Source organism: Rhizobium sp. Leaf321 (assembly GCF_001423215.1).
Taxonomy (GTDB): domain Bacteria; phylum Pseudomonadota; class Alphaproteobacteria; order Rhizobiales; family Rhizobiaceae; genus Neorhizobium; species Neorhizobium soli.
This window is the reverse complement of sequence record NZ_LMOF01000008.1, coordinates 1062633-1080696: the sequence shown is the minus strand read 5'-3', so window position 1 is coordinate 1080696 and position 18064 is coordinate 1062633. Positions and strand designations below refer to the sequence as shown.

The 18064-nt window shown below is 61.7% G+C and carries 14 protein-coding genes; 7 read left to right on the top strand and 7 right to left on the bottom strand.

All coding sequences use genetic code 11. The features are described from left to right. The first annotated feature begins 121 nt into the window (after nt 1-121). Together ASF70_RS22350 and ASF70_RS22345 are read left to right on the top strand one after the other, a co-directional pair. The gene (locus tag ASF70_RS22350; protein ID WP_062582887.1) at nt 122-718 is read left to right on the top strand and encodes a HupE/UreJ family protein; all 597 of its coding nucleotides are present in this window, start codon (nt 122-124) and stop codon (nt 716-718) included. Nucleotides 719-878: 160 nt separating this feature from the next. After that, nucleotides 879-1736, top strand: coding sequence for a DUF2076 domain-containing protein (locus ASF70_RS22345; RefSeq protein ID WP_062582885.1), 858 nt, complete (start codon nt 879-881; stop codon nt 1734-1736). 77 nt (nt 1737-1813) lie between these two features. Here ASF70_RS22345 and queF read toward each other — a convergent pair whose 3' ends face one another. The 4 genes from queF to ASF70_RS22325 form a co-directional block, all read right to left on the bottom strand. Then, entirely contained in the window at nt 1814-2278 is a 465-nt protein-coding gene (queF, locus tag ASF70_RS22340) for a preQ(1) synthase (RefSeq protein WP_062455655.1), read from the bottom strand. Nucleotide 2279: 1 nt separating this feature from the next. Beyond that, nucleotides 2280-3206 carry a cation diffusion facilitator family transporter gene (locus ASF70_RS22335; RefSeq protein ID WP_280136603.1) on the bottom strand — a complete coding sequence of 309 codons (927 nt, stop codon included), beginning with the start codon at nt 3204-3206 and terminating at the stop codon, nt 2280-2282. 266 nt (nt 3207-3472) lie between these two features. Next, complete coding sequence (locus ASF70_RS22330) at nt 3473-3997, bottom strand: GNAT family N-acetyltransferase (RefSeq protein ID WP_062582883.1); 525 nt, start codon at nt 3995-3997, stop codon at nt 3473-3475. Beyond that, complete coding sequence (locus ASF70_RS22325) at nt 3997-6186, bottom strand: anthranilate synthase (protein ID WP_062582881.1); 2190 nt, start codon at nt 6184-6186, stop codon at nt 3997-3999. Before ASF70_RS22325 ends, ASF70_RS22330 begins: the two co-directional genes overlap by 1 nt. A 289-nt stretch (nt 6187-6475) precedes the next feature. On the opposite strand from ASF70_RS22325, the gene ASF70_RS22320 reads away from it, so the two are divergent. Then, nucleotides 6476-7786 (top strand): extensin family protein, encoded by a 1311-nt coding sequence (locus tag ASF70_RS22320; protein WP_162238004.1) that lies wholly within the window; start codon nt 6476-6478, stop codon nt 7784-7786. A 16-nt stretch (nt 7787-7802) separates the two neighbouring features. Here the strand turns inward: ASF70_RS22320 and ASF70_RS22315 are convergent, their stop codons facing one another. Beyond that, complete coding sequence (locus ASF70_RS22315) at nt 7803-8951, bottom strand: ceramide glucosyltransferase (RefSeq protein ID WP_062582877.1); 1149 nt, start codon at nt 8949-8951, stop codon at nt 7803-7805. A 166-nt stretch (nt 8952-9117) separates the two neighbouring features. After that, nucleotides 9118-10797, bottom strand: a complete 1680-nt coding sequence (locus tag ASF70_RS22310) for a formate--tetrahydrofolate ligase (RefSeq protein ID WP_062582875.1) — start codon at nt 10795-10797, stop codon at nt 9118-9120. A gap of 186 nt (nt 10798-10983) precedes the next feature. On the opposite strand from ASF70_RS22310, the gene ASF70_RS22305 reads away from it, so the two are divergent. From ASF70_RS22305 to ASF70_RS22290, 4 genes are all read left to right on the top strand, one after another. Further along, a complete protein-coding gene (locus ASF70_RS22305) occupies nt 10984-12579 on the top strand; it encodes a DUF2235 domain-containing protein (protein WP_062582873.1) in 1596 nt (531 codons plus the stop codon). A 228-nt stretch (nt 12580-12807) separates the two neighbouring features. Next, entirely contained in the window at nt 12808-15141 is a 2334-nt protein-coding gene (locus ASF70_RS22300; RefSeq protein WP_062582871.1) for a TonB-dependent hemoglobin/transferrin/lactoferrin family receptor, read from the top strand. A gap of 142 nt (nt 15142-15283) precedes the next feature. Next, nucleotides 15284-15805: a TIGR00645 family protein gene (locus tag ASF70_RS22295; RefSeq protein WP_082472017.1), complete on the top strand. Its 522-nt coding sequence runs from the start codon at nt 15284-15286 to the stop codon at nt 15803-15805. Between the two features lie 226 nt (nt 15806-16031). Further along, on the top strand, nt 16032-16751 hold the full coding sequence (locus tag ASF70_RS22290) for a LuxR C-terminal-related transcriptional regulator (protein ID WP_062455631.1): 720 nt from the start codon (nt 16032-16034) through the stop codon (nt 16749-16751). Between the two features lie 21 nt (nt 16752-16772). On the opposite strand, the gene ASF70_RS22285 is transcribed toward ASF70_RS22290, so the two are convergent. Continuing rightward, entirely contained in the window at nt 16773-17963 is a 1191-nt protein-coding gene (locus tag ASF70_RS22285; RefSeq protein WP_062455628.1) for a DUF2333 family protein, read from the bottom strand. Nucleotides 17964-18064 lie beyond the last annotated feature (101 nt).

The window sequence follows — 18064 nt, the reverse complement described above, 5'->3', positions numbered from 1 at the left end:
AGCGACTAAGGTGAATGACGTAGTCCGCATCGCCGGATCGTTACAATTGGCAATGGACGCGGTGACTGCTCTTGCCTATCGTTTTACGCTTCACGCATCATGTATTTCATCGGGGATCAAAATGTTGACCAGACCTTTCCAAACCGCCCTGAAGCATATTTCGCTCGCAACGGGCGCAGTCGTCGTTGCTGCCGCTCCAGCCTTTGCCCATCTCGATCCTGAAGCACATGGCTCGTTCATGGCCGGCATTTCGCATCCGATCTTCGGCCTCGACCACGTGCTTGCCATGCTCGCCGTCGGCCTCTGGGCAGCACAGATCGGCGGCAAGGCCGTCTGGTCCGTGCCTGCCGCATTCGTCGGCACCATGGCGCTCGGCTTCGTGCTCGCGGTCTCCGGTCTCGATCTGCCTTTCGTTGAACCGGCGATCCTCGCCTCGGTCATCGCACTCGGTCTTCTGGTCGCCACCGCCGTCAAGCTTCCGACAGCCGCCTGCGCTGCAATCGTCGGCGTTTTTGCGCTGTTCCACGGCCATGCCCATGGCGGCGAACTCGGCAGCGCCGGTGCGCTTCAGTTCGGCCTCGGCTTTGTCATCGCGACAGCTCTTCTTCACGCAGCCGGCATCGCGCTCGGCCTCGGTATCGCGCGCTTTGCGCCAGCTGTAACCCGCATCCTCGGCGCAGCAACCGCAGTGCTCGGCCTGACGCTCGCATTCGGCTGATATTACAACAAGATAGGCTGCGCCGCCTGAATCATAGTGTCAGGCGGCGCATGTTCTACATGAACAAGATTTAACCCGGCAGCGGGTTTGAAATCCCGAAAATGCCGACTAACTCCTTGTCAGATGACGGCCGCTTGGGACGTCCACAAGGAGTGAGACCATGTCACCGGAAGAACGCCAGCTTCTGACCGCATTGTTCGATCGCGTGAAAACAGCCTCGACCACCCCGCGCGACCGTGATGCGGAGGCATTGATCGATGATGCGACCCGCCAGCAGCCCTATTCCGCCTATTACCTCGCCCAGGCGGTGATCGTTCAGGAAAAGGGCCTTGAGGCCGCATCCGCCCGCATCCGCGAGCTCGAAGAACAGGTCAAGCAGCTTCAGGCCGGCGAAAGCGACACCAGGCGCGACGAACAAGGCGGCGGTTTTCTGAGCTCGATCTTCGGCTCCGGTCAGGCGCCTCGCCCTCCGGCACCGCAAATGCCGTCCCAACAGGCCGGCCAGCAGCCATCCGGCCCCTGGGGTGCGCGACCGGGATATCAGCAGCCATACCGCGGCAACGACGACGGTTATCGCGCAGCACCGGCCCCATCAGGTCCCTGGTCATCACAGATGCAGGGGGCACACGGCTATCAGCAGGGTCAGGCACCATCTGCTGGCGGCGGTTTTCTGCGCGGCGCACTTGGCACGGCCGCCGGCGTGGCGGGCGGCATGCTGCTTGCCAACTCGCTTTCGGGCCTGTTCGGCAACCACATGTCAGGCCTCGGCTTGGGCAATCCCGCAGCCGAAGCCAATCCGTTCACAGGCGGCCCAACCGAGGAAACCGTCATCAACAACACCTATATCGGCGACGACGCAATCCGTGAGGCCTCCAATACGGACGCAGATAACGGCAACGACGCAACACCCGATCCCGGTGGCAATGACGGCGGCTGGCAACAGGCCGATTTCGGCAACGACGATCAGTCCGACTTCGGCGGCGGCGATTTCGGCGGCGACGACAACATGAATGTCTGAGGCGGAATGGCCATCTCCCCGAACGCATTGAGTGTCGCAATTAGCCCGGTGCGTGCCGGGCTAATTGCCAATAAATCTTACCCACGTCCCCGATAGGTCGCCACGCCCTGATCCGGCAACCACACGCCCTTCGGCGCTTCGCCGGTCTGCCAGAACACGTCGATCGGAATGCCGCCGCGCGGATACCAGTAGGCGCCGATCCGCAACCATTTCGGATTGAGCAGGTCAACGATCCGCTTGCCGATATAGACCGAGCAGTCCTCATGAAAGGCGCCGTGGTTGCGGAACGCATGCAGAAACAGCTTCAGCGACTTTGATTCGACCAGAAACCCGTCGGGAATATAGTCGATCACGATATGGGCGAAATCCGGCTGGCCGGTCATCGGGCATAGCGAGGTGAATTCGGGTGCGGTAAAGCGCACCACATAATCCGTGCCCTGGTTGCCGTTCGGCACCTTTTCCAGAACCGCCGTCTCGGGGCTCGTTGGGGCCTCGACCTGATTGCCGAGCTGCGACAGTCCGCTGACATCCGTCATCGTCATTTTAAATTCCCTTCAGATTCGCATGGCTTTCAATGGCAACACGCTTGCCATGCGCGTGTTCGCTTTCCGGCTCCACATGGATGGCCAGGGTGGCACCGGGAATAGCCTCCTTGATCGCATCTTCCAAGCGGTCGCAGATTTCGTGGGCTTCGCCGACCGACATTCGCGATGGCACCACCAGGTGGAAATCGATAAACGCAGCCGATCCCGCCCGTCGCGTCTTCAGATCGTGCACATCGAGAACCCCGTCGCAATGGGCGGTGATCGCCGCACGCACGGCCGCTTCCTCCTCCGGCTGCAGCGCCTTGTCCATCAGCCCGCCCAGCGAGTGGGTGATGACCTTGTAACCCTGCCAGAGAATGTTGAAGGCGACGAAGATCGCAAGCAGCGGATCAAGGATGAGGTAACCCGTCAGAACCGCGAGCACCAGACCGACGAACACGCCGGCCGACGTCACCACATCCGACATGATGTGCTGGCCGTCTGCCAGAAGCGCCGGAGACCGGTGCGACCGTCCGACCCTTATCAGCACGGTCGCCCAGACCGCGTTAATTCCGCCTGCCGTAGCGTTGATGGCAAGCCCGAGCCATGGCGTTTCCGGCATGCTCGGGGCGCCCAGAGCGCCCCAGGCTTCCTGAATGATCAGGATCGCCGCCAGCACGATCAACGCGCCTTCCGCCACGGCGGATATGTATTCCGCCTTGTGATGGCCGAAGTGGTGGTCATCGTCTGCCGGCCGCTGAGCATAGCGGATGACGAAATAGGCAATGAATGCCGCCGCCACGTTGACCAGTGATTCCAGACCGTCCGACAGCAGCGCCACCGAGCCGGTTACCCACCACGCAGCAAGTTTGAGGAACAGCACGCCGATCGAGATCGGGATGCCCCACATCGCCAGTCTCTCGACCTTTTTGTCGTCCTTTGCCACTCTGTCCATATCGCCCATACCCGTCTTCACTAATCGTCCTCCTGCATCTGCAAGCGATTTGCAGGAAGCTATGCCCAAAACGACGAAACCGCCGCGGCGAGAGCGTCTCGCAGCGGCGGTTTCGAATAATGGCCGGCTGTATGGCGCAAGCCTCGCGGTTTGTCAAAGCCGGTCTTGCGCGTCCAGTCGCCGGGTATGCTCGTCGTCAGACGTTATCAACAACGGGGCATCGTCGCAGGCGGGCATCGGGCGTCAGAGACCAGGCGTCAGGTAAAGATTAGCGCCATCCGCACGCTGTCCAGGTAGCATCCGTCGATCTTCAACGCATCGCGCGCCACGCCCTCCACCTGAAATCCCACCTTCCGGTAAAGCGCGATCGCCCGGTGATTGTCCGCATGCACGTCGAGTTCGACGCGGTGAATGCCGGACCGGTTCGCGGCCTCGACCGCGGTATCGATCAGCCGACGGCCCAAGCCTCTATCGCGAAACCCGGGAATGATGCCCATGCCGAGCAGGCCGCGATGAGCATGCACATCGCGCTCCAGCCTTCGGATATCGCACCAGCCGACGACCTCACCGTCAGCGACCGCGACGATGTGCGGATTGCCAGCAGCCACGCTCTCGCGCACGAAATCCCGCATCTCGTCGAGCGGAGGTGCGCGCAGAAACACCATGTAGCGCCGCTCGCGGCAGACGATATCGAGCGCCTTGTGAAAGCCCTCGATATACTCGTCCCGGAGCGGTTCGATGGTGACGCCGTCAGCGCCACCCACCGTGTCGGCATCGTCCATCAGGCCGCCTTCGTTGCGCGCTTTTTCGAAAGGTTCGCCACCACGTTCTCGATCATCCGCATGCCGGCATCGCCGCCCAGCGTCATGATCGATTCCGGGTGGAACTGCACCGCGGCGATCGGCTCCTTGGCGTGCTCGATGCCCATGATCGTGCCATCCTCGCTTTCGGCGGTGATGATGAAATCGGAGGGCAGCGTCGACGGATCGGCAAAGATCGAGTGATATCGCCCGACCGTCACATCCTTCGCCAGCCCCGAGAACACGATGCCGGGCTCCAGAACCCGGATCCGCGAAGGCTTACCGTGCATCGGCAGCGCCAGCTGCCGCAACTCGCCGCCATAGGCTTCGGCCAGCGCCTGCAGGCCAAGGCACACGCCGAAGATCGGCAGGTCCTTCGCCCGCGCTGCCTTGATCGTCGCCTTGCAGTCGAAATCCTTCGGATTGCCCGGCCCCGGCGACAGGACGACAAGATCCGGATCGATCCGGTTGAACACCTCTTCCGGCACCGGCGAGCGAACGGTCGAGACCGTCGCTCCCGTCTGGCGGAAGTAGTTGGCAAGCGTGTGGACGAAACTGTCTTCGTGGTCGACCAGCAGGATCTTCACCCCCTGGCCCACCTTGGCGACGTCACGCGAAGCCTTGGCCGTGTTGCCGGCGCGCGCATCGCGGATCGCCGAAATCATCGCCGATGCCTTCAGCTCGGTCTCGGCCTCTTCCTCATGCGGATCCGAATCGTTGAGCAGCGTCGCACCGGCACGCACTTCGGCAATGCCGTCCTTGACGCGGATGGTGCGCAGCGTCAGCCCCGTATTCATGTCGCCGTTGAAGCCGACCATGCCGATCGCGCCGCCATACCAGGCGCGCGGGCTCTTTTCGTTGGCCTCGACAAACCGCATCGCCCACAGCTTTGGCGCACCGGTCACGGTCACTGCCCAGGCGTGGCTCAGGAACCCGTCGAACGCATCCATATCCGGACGCAGCCGTCCCTCGATATGGTCGACTGTGTGGATGAGCCGCGAATACATCTCGATCTGCCGGCGGCCGATCACCTTGACCGAACCCGGCTCGCAGACGCGCGACTTGTCGTTGCGGTCGACGTCGGAGCACATGGTCAGCTCCGACTCGTCCTTCTTGGAATTGAGCAGCTTCAGGATCTGCTCAGAGTCGGAAATCGCATCCTCTCCGCGCTTGATCGTGCCCGAAATCGGGCAGGTCTCGATGCGACGGCCGGACACCCGCACGAACATTTCGGGCGATGCGCCGATCAGATATTCCTGGTTGCCGAGATTGATGAAGAACGAATAGGGCGACGGGTTGATCGCCTTCAGCCGGTTGGAAATCTGCGACGGATTGCTGTCGCAGCGCTCCATGAACTTCTGGCCCGGAACCACTTCGAACAGATCGCCGCGGCGAAAGCTTTCCTTGGCGCGGGTAACGAGGCTCGCGTATTCCCCCGGCTTGTGGTCGCCCTTCGGCGGCGTCACCGTGGTGCGCAGGAACGGCTCGGGCGCGATATCCTGCGCCTTGCCTTCCGTCGTCACGCCGTCCTTGGCAAAGTCGTAGCGATCGACCCAAGCCTTTGCCGCATGGTGGTCGACGACCAGAATTTCGTCGGGGAGATAGAGAACCATGTCGCGCTGGTCTTCCGGACGCTGCATGGACAACTTGATCGCGTCGAACTGGAACGCCAGATCGTAGCCGAACGCCCCGAACAGACCGATCGCCGAATCCGCATCCGAATGGAAGAGATCGACGATGGCCCGGAGCGCGGTAAACACCGTCGGCATCTTCGAGCGCTCTTCCTCGGTAAACACGCGAGAAGGCTGGTTGACGGTCAGATCCAGACGGCGGTCGGTGCGCTCGCCGAGCGTCAGGTCGGAAATCGTCGCAAGCTTGTCGGTGATAAACGACAGAAGCACTTCGCCACGACCGTTATAGGCCTCGATCCACATCGCCCGGCCGTTGCAGGTAATGCCGAGCGGCGGATCGGCAATCGCCGTATCCCAGCGGGTATAGCGCCCCGGATATTCGTAGTTCGAGGAAAACACCGCGCCGCGGCGCTCGTCCAGCCGGTCGACGTAAGACGAGATCGCGGTTGCATATTCGGCCGGCCTGCGGGCGCGGCTGACGCTGATTCCGCCCCTGGTTTCGTAGGTCTCGGACCCGTCGTCGTGAATGATCGTCGCCATGTCTGCCTCTAAAATCCCTGTTGATCTGCCCGGATTTTGAGAAGCGGCCAATAAAAAAGCCGCCTCGGTAATCGGGCGGCTTGGTCGTAGTCTTGTCGATGGACATGACTGGTCAAGGCCGCGTCAGCGTGCCCACCACCAGTTACCGTTGTTGTTCATCGAAATCATCATGGAGCGAATTGTTAGCGCGGCTCCGGCAAACGCGCAAGTGGATTTATTTGGCCACAATGCGACCAAAACAGGGTCATCCGCGTTGCGTCTCCGAAACATGGGAAAGGACGACCGAAGGATGAAGCATACTCTATGCCTTCTCGCTTTAAGCACTTCGCTGGCAATGAGCGCACCGCTGACACTGGGTGCAGCGCCTCTGCCCGCCCGCCCAGCACCGCAAGGCTCGACGCCGAACGTTGTCGAAATCAACATCATCGACCAGTTCATGCGCGATGCCGGGCGCACCCGCAAACAGCCGACGCGCAAATCCTCGTCCGGCAAAAACCAGTCGACCCGCCCCGCACAGGGTGCCCAGAACCAGAGCCGAGCCGCGATCCCCGCCGCCCCCGCCCTCGCTATCGTTCCGCTTCCCATGGCGAAGCCGGGTGGTGAACCCGTGCCCGAGGCAACGGCGGCAACGGCGGCAACGGCCGCAGCCGCTGCTACACCTGAGGTCGCCGCAAAGCCCGTCGAAGCAAAGCCCGAGATCACGCCCGAAACCACTGCGGAGAAGCCGGCAGAACGCCCCGCAGAGCCACCTGTCCCGGCTCCCGAACAGACCCAGAGCCCGGAACAGACCGGTAAAGCTCCTGAAGAAACCATCCCGACCCCCACTCCCAAGCCGGAAGAACCCGCAGAACAGACGCCCGCTGCATCGAGCGACGACGGCCAAGCTAATCCTGGCAAGACTGAACCTGCCAAACCGGACGCCGCCAAGCCAGACGACAAGGCACCGCAGGACAAGACCGCTGATGACAAAACTCCGGCCGATAAGCCTGCGGACGAAAAGCAGGAACAGGCCGAGACCCCGCCTCCTCCGCTCCTCGTCGAGGAAGACGCCGCAGAACTGAAAGCCTGCCTTGCAGACCTCGGTGCCATCGGCGCCAAGTTCGAATCCGTCAAACCGATCGACGACGGCAATGGCTGCGGCATCAAGCAGCCGATCGAGGTGGCGCAGGTTCTGCCCGGCGTCGATCTCGGCGGCGCGACCATGCGCTGCAAGACGGCGCTGACCATGGCCCACTGGCTGAAGGATACGGTCCAGCCCGCGCTCAACATCGCCATGCCAGGCCGCAAGATCACCGGCCTCGTTCCCGGCTCCACCTACCAGTGCCGCCTGAGAAACAGCGCCTCGACCGGCAAGATTTCCGAGCATGGCCGCGGCAACGCCTTCGATGTCGCCGCCTTCAAGCTCGACAACGGCGAGAAGGTCGTAATGAAGCGTCGAGACGACGATCACACGCTGGAGGGTGCCTTCCAGAAGACGGCCGCCGCAGGTGCCTGCCTGCATTTCACCACGGTCCTCGCACCCGGCAGCGATGCCGCCCACGAGGATCACCTTCATCTCGACATCATCGACAGGGATGGCGGCTACCGCATCTGCGAGTAGTCGTTGAGTGCCAGGGTCAGGCCGGCGAAGAGCCGGTCAGTCGGCTTTCCTGCGTGCCGATCGTCATGGCATTGCCGCGCCACTCGAACGAGCCGGAAAGCCAGCTTCTGATCCAGATGGCGGGCAGCATCACGTCGCGCACCATCATCGCCGGCAGCGACAGGATCGAAAGCCGCCAGCCCTTGGCCCGTGCAAGGGCCAGTTCCGGCAGGTAGGTTGCGGCAAACACGGTTGCGGCCACCGCTGCCGAATTGAGATCCAGCAGGACGGCTGCGATCAGCCCGAGTGCCAGAGGCGGCAGCGCCCCGAGCAGGATCTCCGGGGTGAAGAACAGCGGAAATGTCACCCGCCGCAGCCGGGCCCAGCGCGTCTGGCGCGACCAGATTTCCTCCAGCCCCCGGCGCCCGAGCGGCTGCTCGAACGGCGCCGACACCAGATGCACTTTCTTGCCATGCCGGTTGACGAGCTTGGTCGACGCCGCGTCCTCGGCAATCTCGGCCGCCAGCGCCTGGATGCCGCCGGCCGCATCCAGAAACGGCTTGTGCCACAGCATGCTCTTGCCCTGCGCAAAGCCGAGCCCTAGCGCCTCGCCGACATATTGCCAGCGCGCCTGCAGCGTATTCAAGAACGCGCATTCCACTTCGGCCCAGAACCCGTCCGGCCGCGATCCGATCGGTGTCGAACACACAAGCCCGGTATCGGCGCGCCATCCGGAGACGAGGTTCTGGATATAGTCCTTCGGCATCAGCACGTTGGAATCGGCAAGCACCACCCATTCGTGGCGCGCCGCGTGCCAGCCCTTGGCGCAGTTGTTGAGCTTGGGATTGGCGCTGATCCGGTCGTCGCCGATCAGCAGCCGCGCCGGCACCGCGGGATGCGCGGCGATTGCGGCACGGATTTCCCCGATGATCGGATCGCCCTCGTCCTGCACGCAGAAGATCAGCTCGTAATCGGGCCATTCGAGCTTGAATGCATGCGCAAGCGTCAGGCTGGAATAGGCCTCGATGCCGCGCACCGGAATGACGATCGAGACACCGTCCGGCGTGATCACCGCCGGCGTGTCGCTCGCCTTGTCCCGATGCGAAAGTCGCCGGCCGGCGATAGCGATGCTGAAGAGATTGATCGCCAGAAGGGCCATGGCGAGTGTCGCAAGAACAAGATCCATCCTGATGTTCCCGATGGCCGGCCCCGAATCGTCGGGTCACCGCCAGTGCCTGAAGAGTAAGGATAAACAGACCATTTCGGTGTGACAGACGCATGACGTTGCCCCTCGCCTGCGAAGGCGAGAGGCAAGGACGATCCGGAGAAAAACCGTTGGACAGCCTCTATGCTTAGAACAGCCCCTCGATCAGCCCATCTTCGTTCAGATGGATCCGCTCGGCCGAAGGCGCGCTTGGAAGGCCCGGCATGGTCATGATCTCGCCGGTGATCGCCACGATAAATCCGGCGCCGGCCGACAGTCGCACTTCGCGCACATGCACCACATGCCCTTCCGGAGCACCGCGCAGGTTGGGGTCGGTGGAGAACGAATACTGCGTCTTGGCGATGCAGACCGGCAGATGGCCGTAACCAGCACTTTCCCAGGCCTTCAGCTGATCGCGCACCGGCTTTTCCGCCGTCACCTCGCCGGCATGATAGATCTTGGTGGCGACCGCCTCGATCTTTTCCATCAGCGGCATGTCGTCAGGATAGATCGGCTTGAAGTTGGCGGCACCGCTTGTCGCCAGTTCCACCACCTTGTAGGACAGTTCCTCGATGCCGGCGGAACCTTCCGCCCAGTGACGGCAGAGGATCGCCTCGGCGCCGTGATGCGAGACGTAGTCCTTGATCGCCGCCACTTCCGCATCGGTATCCGAGATGAAGTGATTGATCGCGACCACGACCGGCACGCCGAACTTGCGCACATTTGCGATGTGGCGTCCCAGGTTCGAGCAGCCGCGCGTCAGCGCCTCGACATTCTCTGTCCCGAGATCGTCCTTCTTCACGCCGCCATTCATCTTCAGCGCCCGGATGGTCGCAACGATCACGGCTGCGTCGGGCTTCAGCCCTGCCTTGCGGCACTTGATGTCGAAGAACTTTTCGGCCCCCAGATCCGCTCCGAAACCCGCTTCGGTCACCACATAGTCGCCGAGCTTCAGCGCCGTCTTCGTCGCGATCACGGAGTTGCAGCCATGGGCGATGTTGGCGAACGGCCCGCCATGCACCAGCGCCGGATTGTTTTCCAGCGTCTGCACCAGGTTCGGCTGCATCGCGTCCTTCAGAAGCACCGCCATCGCCTTGTCGGCCTTGATGTCTCTGGCATAGACCGGCGAGCGGTCGAACCGGTAGCCGATGACGATATCGCCGAGCCGCTTTTCAAGGTCGGCCAGATCCTGCGCTAGACACAGGATCGCCATCACTTCGGATGCGACGGTAATGTCGAAGCCGCTTTCGCGGGCAAACCCGTTCGACACGCCGCCGAGCGAGGTCACGGTCTGGCGCAGCGCCCGGTCGTTCATGTCCATCACCCGCCGCCAGGTGATGCGGCGCGTGTCGATGTCGAGCGCGTTGCCCCAGTAGACATGGTTGTCGATCATCGCCGACAGGAGATTGTGGGCAGAGGTAATGGCGTGAAAGTCGCCGGTGAAGTGCAGGTTGATGTCTTCCATCGGCACGACCTGCGCATAACCGCCGCCGGCCGCCCCGCCCTTGACGCCGAAGCAGGGCCCAAGCGACGGCTCGCGCACGCAGATGACGGCCTTCTTGCCGATCCGGTTCAGCCCGTCGCCAAGCCCGACCGTGGTCGTCGTCTTGCCCTCGCCCGCCGGCGTCGGATTGATCGCCGTCACGAGGATCAGCTTGCCATCGGGGCGGCCCTGGAGCGAGCCGATGAAATCGGCCCCGATCTTCGCCTTGTCATGGCCGTAGGGCACCAACGCCTCGGGAGAGATGCCAAGCGCCGCGCCAATGTCCGCGATCGGTTTCTTTTTTGCCGCGCGGGCGATCTCGATGTCGGATGGAACGGGGGCCATGCTTGTCTCTCGCTTGTTGGTTTGCGTGAACCATGGCCACAGCCGCTTCCCCACGACAAGCCCGGAACGGGAACAGCGCCCTGATTATGCACACTACAACGCGCTCATCCACACACCAAAGTTGCAATTTACCTCGATACAATCTTATATATCTCTGATCCATGGGGGATCGAGGGGGAACGACCAATGAACCTTATTCTCTGCTGCGACGGCACCTGGAACACGCCCGACGATATGGATGGCGGCCAGCCTAGCCCGACCAATGTTCGCAAGATTTACAATGCAGTCGCCGACAAGGATGCCGCTGGCATCAAACAGGATGCCTACTATCACCCCGGTGTCGGCACAGACGGAACCTGGTGGCGACGTGCGGTGGAAGGCGGTACCGGCAAGGGTCTCGCTGACAACATCAAGGGCGCTTACAAATGGCTTGCCAGCACCTACAAATCCGGAGATCAAATCTATCTGTTCGGCTTCAGCCGTGGCGCCTACACGGTCCGCAGCCTCGGAGGCATGATCTCCAAATGCGGCCTTCTGGATATCAAAGCCTCTAAGCTCGACGAAGAGGGAACCTGGAAGGCGATCGAGGCGATTTTCACGGAGTACCGCGCCAAGAGCGAAGCCGGCACCAAGCGCAAACAGTCCGGCAAGATCCACTTCCACAACGTCGCCCCAGGCGGCACCCGCAATGCCTCAACGCTCATCCAGTTCATCGGCGTCTGGGATACGGTCGGCGCGCTCGGCATTCCCGATGACATGGGGTTTCTCAACCTTCTCGACAACCCGGAGAACCATGAGTTTCACGATACGACACTCGGTTCCGCCGTCCTCAACGCCCGCCATGCGGTGGCGCTCGACGAGTTCCGCCAAAGTTTCATGCCGACGCTCTGGGTCAAGCCGGATGGCTGGACCGGAACGCTGAAACAGGTCTGGTTCCCGGGCGTGCATGCTGATGTCGGCGGTGGCTATGCCGCAACGGGCCTTTCGGACGGCGCTCTCCTGTGGATGATGAACGAGGCAAAAAGCTGCGGCCTCGTATTCCGCGAAGGGGCTGAAAACCAGCTGAGGCCGGATCCGCGCGGCGTGCTGCATGATTCCGCCAGTGGCATCTTCGCCAAGCTGAAAACGAGACCGCGCGCCGTACCGCACGTGACCGCAACGCCTTCAGAAGATTTGCACAGCTCCGCCTCCGAGCGGCACCGCACCCCGCCCTTGTCGCAGGGGCGCTACCGGCACGCCAACGCAAACCTGCCCGCAGAGGTCGATGTCTTCGCACGCGACCACTGGAACGACACCGGCATCTTTCTGCAAAAGGGCATCACCTACACGTTCGTCGCGAAAGGCGAGTGGACCGATGGCACGGTCCTGTGCAACGCCGATGGCCCGAAAGATGGAGGAAACTTCCAGGCCGGTGAGATTGCCCATCTTGCCTCGAGCGGCCTTGGCCAGCTCGAAAAGGCGTGGAAATGGTCGACCGGAAACCAGCAGGTGGATTTCTGGTGGACCCGTCGCGAGGAGGAGCTCCCCTGGTTCAGCCTGATCGGCGTGATCGCCAACGACGTGCCGCCGCCCGCTCAGCAGCAGACGCCCAAGAACGGCATTCTCAAACTGCCCCACGAGGTGTTTCTGATCCGCAGCAAGGCGAAATTCACACCGAAGGGCGACGGCTATCTTTACTGCTTCGCCAACGATGCCTGGGGCGCCTACGGCAACAACCGCGGCAGCGTCAGGCTGACAGTCGCCTCTTCTCCGACTTCCGCAAACCCACCACCGAGCCACTGACCAACCACGCCGTGACGACGACCAACACTCGTCACGGCGTGCTCTCACCACACGCCGCGCAAAAACATGAGTATTACACTCAGATTCAAACTTGACTCATTTAGTTTAGATTTCTAAGGCTTTTTGCGGGGCTTCTGCTTCGGCGGAAATCAAACAATCCGAACGTTACCCGGACGCAGGCTATCGCCGCGCCCGATGTCTCTGCATGTCTTTTTGAGGGGAACCACCATGCCTACCCGTTCGTCGCGGCATCGCCATCTCTACGCCGGAACTGCCGCACTTCTGCTGATCACGGCCGCGCCGCCGGCATCGGCGCAGGAGACTGCCCAGACCACCGCTGGAACGACCGCCGCTGGAACGACCGCCGCGACCCAGGTTGCCGATGGCCAGGATACGACCGCCCTGAAGCCGATCGTGTTGCGCGACGGGACTTCCGTCGGCAAGTCCGACTCGCCGCTGACCGAAACGACAGATCGTCAGGTCATCCAGGACCGGATGGTCACCGATTTCAAGGATTTCTCCCGTCGCGTCGATGCCGGCGTCACCTTCAACCGGCAGAGCCAGAGCATCAACATTCGCGGTCTGCAAAACGAGCGCGTCCTGACGACGATCGACGGGATCCGCCAGCCCTGGCTGACCGACCCGCGCGATAGCGCCCGTGGCGGCAACAACGCCTTCGATTTCGACACGCTTTCGACGATCGATATCACCAAGGGTGCCGATTCGAGCCGCGTCGGATCCGGCGCCCTCGGCGGCGCGGTTCAGCTCTACACGATCAATCCGGAAGACCTGATCGAGGACGGCCGTAATTTCGGCGCCCTGACCAAGAGCACCTATGACAGCGCCGACCGCAGCCTCGGCAACAATGCCGCCATCGCCGCACGTCACGGTGACAGCTGGTTCATGCTCCAGGGCGGCTACAAGCGCGGCAACGAAACCGATAATGGCGGCGATATCGGCGGTTACGGTACCACCCGCACGGAGGCCAACCCCGCCGATTACTGGCAGCGCAACCTGCTCGCCAAGTTCCACCAGTATATCGAGGGCGGCCATCGTTTCGGCCTGACCGGCGAACTCTTCAACAAGGAGATCGACAGCGACAACATGCGCGGCACGACCACGAGCTACCAGCAGGGCACGCTGAAGAGCGGCGAAGAGGTCGATCGCAAGCGGCTGTCGGCATCCTACGACTTCATCTCACCCGGCGGCGACGACATTGTCGATCAGGCAAGCATCATCACCTATTGGCAGAAGCAGCGCCTGAATAACACGACGGACGGCTTCCGCCTCACCGATCCACGCGGCGGCATCATTGGAGGCGACCCTTACTACTACGGCTCGCCAAGCGGTATCTACAGCCGTGACAACCAGCTGACACAGGATAGCTACGGCATCTCCGGCAGCGCCTCGAAGGAAGTGACCATCGGCGGCGTCGACCACGAATTCCGGTTCGGCGGCGAGCTCTCGTGGCAGAAGACCTACCAGTATTCCTCAGGCGTCGACAATTGCCCGGATGTCGACTGGACGACCATCCCGCAACCCTTCGGTCCCCAGTCCTGCCGCATGCTCCATTCCAATTCGTCCGATATGCCTGACGTCGACGGGATGATCTTCGGCATGTATGCCGAAGACGACATCAAGTTCTTCGAGGATCGCCTGACGGTGACGCCCGGTGTGCGCTTCGACTGGTACGATTACGATCCGAAATCGACCGCAAGCTTCGAGGACAGCCCGAACTACGATCCGGCCTATCTCGAAAGCAACAACGACTTCGGCATCTCGCCGAAACTCCGCTTCGGCTGGAAGGCCACCCAGGAACTGGAACTGTTCGCCCAGTATGCACGCGGCTTCCGCGCACCGACCGCGACCGAGCTTTACCAGAATTACGGCGCTCCGGGCTCCTATGCCCGCATCGGCAATCCTGATCTCGAAACCGAAACCAGCAACGGTTTTGAAATCGGCGCCAAATACGACGCGGCCGACTATTCGTTCAAGGCGACCGCCTTCAACAACTACTACAAGAACTTCATCGACACGGTCACCATCGCGCCTCCAGGCGGTGAGTACCCGGTCGGCGGCATCACCGGCTACGAAAACCTCAACCACGTCCGCATCTACGGCATCGAGCTGGGTGGCGAATGGCGCTTCGATCCACGCTGGCGCACTTGGGGCTCGTTTGCCTATTCGCACGGCAAGGATACCGATACCGGCGACTACCTGAACTCGGTCGCGCCGCTGCGCGCCATCATCGGCCTTGGCTATTCATCCGAGACCTGGGGCTCGGACGTCTCGCTGACGCTTGCGTCCTCCCGCAACAAGGTCAGCGGCACCGGCTTCGAGGCACCCGGTTACGGCCTCGTCGACACAACCGTCTGGTGGGCACCCGAAAAGGTTGGTACCGTCGATCTCTCCGGCCTCAAGGTTCAGGCCGGCGTCTTCAACGTGTTCGACAAGAAGTACTTTGACGCGGTCAGCGTCCCGGACGGCGTTTCGGCTTCGGCGCAGGACTTCTACAGCGAGCCCGGCCGCAGCTTCAAACTGTCGGTGACGAAGAAGTTCTGATCCCTCCCCGACGATCGCCCTTTGATCCTGGACGCCGCATTCCCCGTAGGGGGTGCGGCGTTTTCGTCAGGATAGGCATCTTGCACCGGTTTTCGGCCCGGCTTATGGGAATCTCCAGCGCCTGCAACGGAGAACGGCCCCCATGAAATCGCTGGAACTGCTTGTCGAGAAGATCATCCTCTCAAGTCGCTGGCTCCTCGTCGTCTTCTATCTGGGCCTGGTTGCCGCACTCGCCGTCTACGCGCTGTCTTTCATGTTCAAGTTCTGGAAAGTCGCCAAGGAAGTCTTCACGCTGAGTGAAGCCGAAATGATCCTCGCCATGCTGGGTCTCATTGATGCGGCACTCGTTGCGAGCCTGATCGTGATGGTGATGATCTCTGGTTACGAGAACTTCGTTAGCCGCTTCGACGAAACGGAAGCTGACGTTTCGTTCCTCGGCAAACTGGATGCCGGAAGCCTCAAGATCAAGGTCGCCTCCTCCATCGTTGCCATCTCGTCGATCCATCTCCTGCAGATCTTCCTCAATGCCAACCAGTACTCGGATACCACGCTGATGTGGTACACGATCATCCACCTCACCTTTGTGGTCTCGGCCGTCATGCTCGGCTGGCTGGAGAAGATCATGGCGACGACAAAGGCCCACAAACACGAAACCAAGCTTTGACCGACTCAGGGTCTAAATTACCCCGGATCAGGCCGGACCGGTGATTGACGAACCGCAAAAGGGCTTGCGAATGAGCCCATCTCGGCGATACATGAGACAAATATAACAGTATCTCGGAAAATTACTCCACACGGGGGCTTTTGCTCACTTTTCCGCTGGATTTACAAAGCGATTAGTATATTTGTTGCGCTTAACATAATAACCATTCACTTTTTTCGAAGCTAATATGATCACGCTGGAGCGGCAATCGATCCTCAACGGCGAAATTTCTGCAGCCTACTCCCGTGCGGAGATTTCGACGGTCTTTGAACGGGCCACACGCGAATTTGGCTTGCGCCATTTCGCTCTGGTCAAGCTTCCGCCTGCAAGCGAGACGCTTCTGTCCCGCATCATCGTCGAGACCAATCTTCCCAAGGACTATATCCGCGAATTCGATCGACTGCGGCTGCTGCCACGCACCCGGATGGCGGATGCCACGAGCGGCTGGTCGCTCCCGGACTGTTGCTGTCTCGATGATCGCAACTCGCCTGGCCAGCTCCCGCCGGACCTGATCGCCCTGCGCCGTCAGTACGGCATGATCACCAGCGTGGCGATGGCGCTTCATTCGGTCGATGGTACCGGCTTCCGCATCCGCATGTCGGGAGATCGTCCGCGCCTGACCCAGGCGGAACTGAACGAAATCGGCATGGTGATTTTGCACGCCTTCGCGGTGTTCGATCGCATCCGCCGATCGGAGCAGGCATCGACCTTCGGGCCGCTGACCACGCGGGAACTTGAAGTCGTACGCTGGACGGCACAGGGCAAGACCTCGTCCGAAATCGGCAAGATCCTGTCCCTCTCCGATCACACGGTCAACGCCTACATGACCAATGCCATCAAGAAGCTCGATTGCGTCAACCGCACCCAGCTTGTGGCAAAAGCGCTGAGACTGCGGCTGATCAGCTAGCGCTGCCGCAGCCGCACCGTCTTACCGATCCAGTACGCCGCGCACTTCAACGAGGTTGGAGCGCACCATCAGCGTATGGAAGCCCATCACCGACAGATGGCTCGGCATGATCATCCCATCTTCCGCCCCATTGGACACGATCGACGGCTGGATGCGAAGTGCTGCGCGGAAACGCGACAGCGTCTCGTTCCAAAGCTGCGTCAGGTTGCGCTCGCGAATGACCTGCGAGAAGTCGGCACCAGCTGCGGAAAGCACGGCGTAATAGCCGTAGAGCTGGCCATAGGCGAACCAGAAACGGTCGTCGGCACGGGTATCGAACCAGCCCGCCGCATGGTTTTCCGACCGGTCGCGCAGGATCGCAGCCGTCGCACCAAGATCATTGGCGATCCGGTCGACGAACTGCACGAGATTGTCGGAGCGGCTGTCGAAGGTCGCGTTGCAGGCGGTGAGATCGGCGTTGAAGGCCCGCAGCTTTTCGATCGCGGTGCGATAGTAGCTCGGCGTCGGCGTTTTGAAGCCAAACGGATCGACACCGAAATACCAGGAATACTCATCAAACTGCAGGTTGCCGCGGGCATCCTGTAGGTTGGTGTTGACACCCGACGTGCCACGCACGCGGCCGAGCGTATCGACAAGTTCGCTGGACGTGCGTCGCACCGCCTGGTTCACGCCGCGTTGGAACGAAGCCTTGTTGTCGAGAAATGGCGTGTTGTCCCAGCTGATGCCGAAGAAGCCGAGCCGGTAGAGCAGCATGGACGAGATCCACGCATTCTGGTTCACGTTGGCGTCGGTCAGATCCGCCGCCGCATCGACGATCGCCGACGACTGGCACTGGCGGGCAGCCACAACAGGCGCGGCGGGCACCGGAGAAGACGCGGCCGTCCCGTTCGATGTTTCGGCAGCAGCAGCCGCCACGGGCGCCGTCGCAGGAAGATCCTGGCCGGCCGGCACGGTGCGCTCATTCCAGCGATAGGCATCGACAAAGCTCGGGTTGAACCCGGTCCAGATCTGGGTCTGCACGAAGAAATAGCCGTAAAGACCAAACAGGATAACGAGGAATGCCAGGATCGGCGCCTTCACCATCAGGTGCCGCTCGCCATACCAGCCGTGAGCGGCGCGAAACGGCCAGACGATCCCGGCGACGAGCAGTCCGATGCCCCTTGCGATCGCCTTGCCCAGGGTCTGAAGTGAGGCCTTGAGCCGATCGAGCATCCTGTTCTCCTGTCTGTGGGGCCGATAGGTCCGCCCGGTTGTTCCAACAGATATGGTTCCGCAAGCAGGCAAACAACCGCGCTGCACAAAAATCGGCAGCG

Bases quoted from the DNA above. Each gene is read 5' to 3' on its own strand.
- ASF70_RS22315 (WP_062582877.1), bottom strand. From the start codon at position 8,951: ATGGATCTTGTTCTTGCGACACTCGCCATGGCCCTTCTGGCGATCAAT.
- ASF70_RS22330 (WP_062582883.1), bottom strand. From the start codon at position 3,997: ATGGACGATGCCGACACGGTGGGTGGCGCTGACGGCGTCACCATCGAA.
- ASF70_RS22305 (WP_062582873.1), top strand. From the start codon at position 10,984: ATGAACCTTATTCTCTGCTGCGACGGCACCTGGAACACGCCCGACGAT.
- ASF70_RS22310 (WP_062582875.1), bottom strand. From the start codon at position 10,797: ATGGCCCCCGTTCCATCCGACATCGAGATCGCCCGCGCGGCAAAAAAG.
- ASF70_RS22290 (WP_062455631.1), top strand. From the start codon at position 16,032: ATGATCACGCTGGAGCGGCAATCGATCCTCAACGGCGAAATTTCTGCA.
- ASF70_RS22295 (WP_082472017.1), top strand. From the start codon at position 15,284: ATGAAATCGCTGGAACTGCTTGTCGAGAAGATCATCCTCTCAAGTCGC.
- ASF70_RS22285 (WP_062455628.1), bottom strand. From the start codon at position 17,963: ATGCTCGATCGGCTCAAGGCCTCACTTCAGACCCTGGGCAAGGCGATC.
- ASF70_RS22350 (WP_062582887.1), top strand. From the start codon at position 122: ATGTTGACCAGACCTTTCCAAACCGCCCTGAAGCATATTTCGCTCGCA.
- queF (WP_062455655.1), bottom strand. From the start codon at position 2,278: ATGACGATGACGGATGTCAGCGGACTGTCGCAGCTCGGCAATCAGGTC.
- ASF70_RS22320 (WP_162238004.1), top strand. From the start codon at position 6,476: ATGAAGCATACTCTATGCCTTCTCGCTTTAAGCACTTCGCTGGCAATG.
- ASF70_RS22345 (WP_062582885.1), top strand. From the start codon at position 879: ATGTCACCGGAAGAACGCCAGCTTCTGACCGCATTGTTCGATCGCGTG.
- ASF70_RS22325 (WP_062582881.1), bottom strand. From the start codon at position 6,186: ATGGCGACGATCATTCACGACGACGGGTCCGAGACCTACGAAACCAGG.
- ASF70_RS22300 (WP_062582871.1), top strand. From the start codon at position 12,808: ATGCCTACCCGTTCGTCGCGGCATCGCCATCTCTACGCCGGAACTGCC.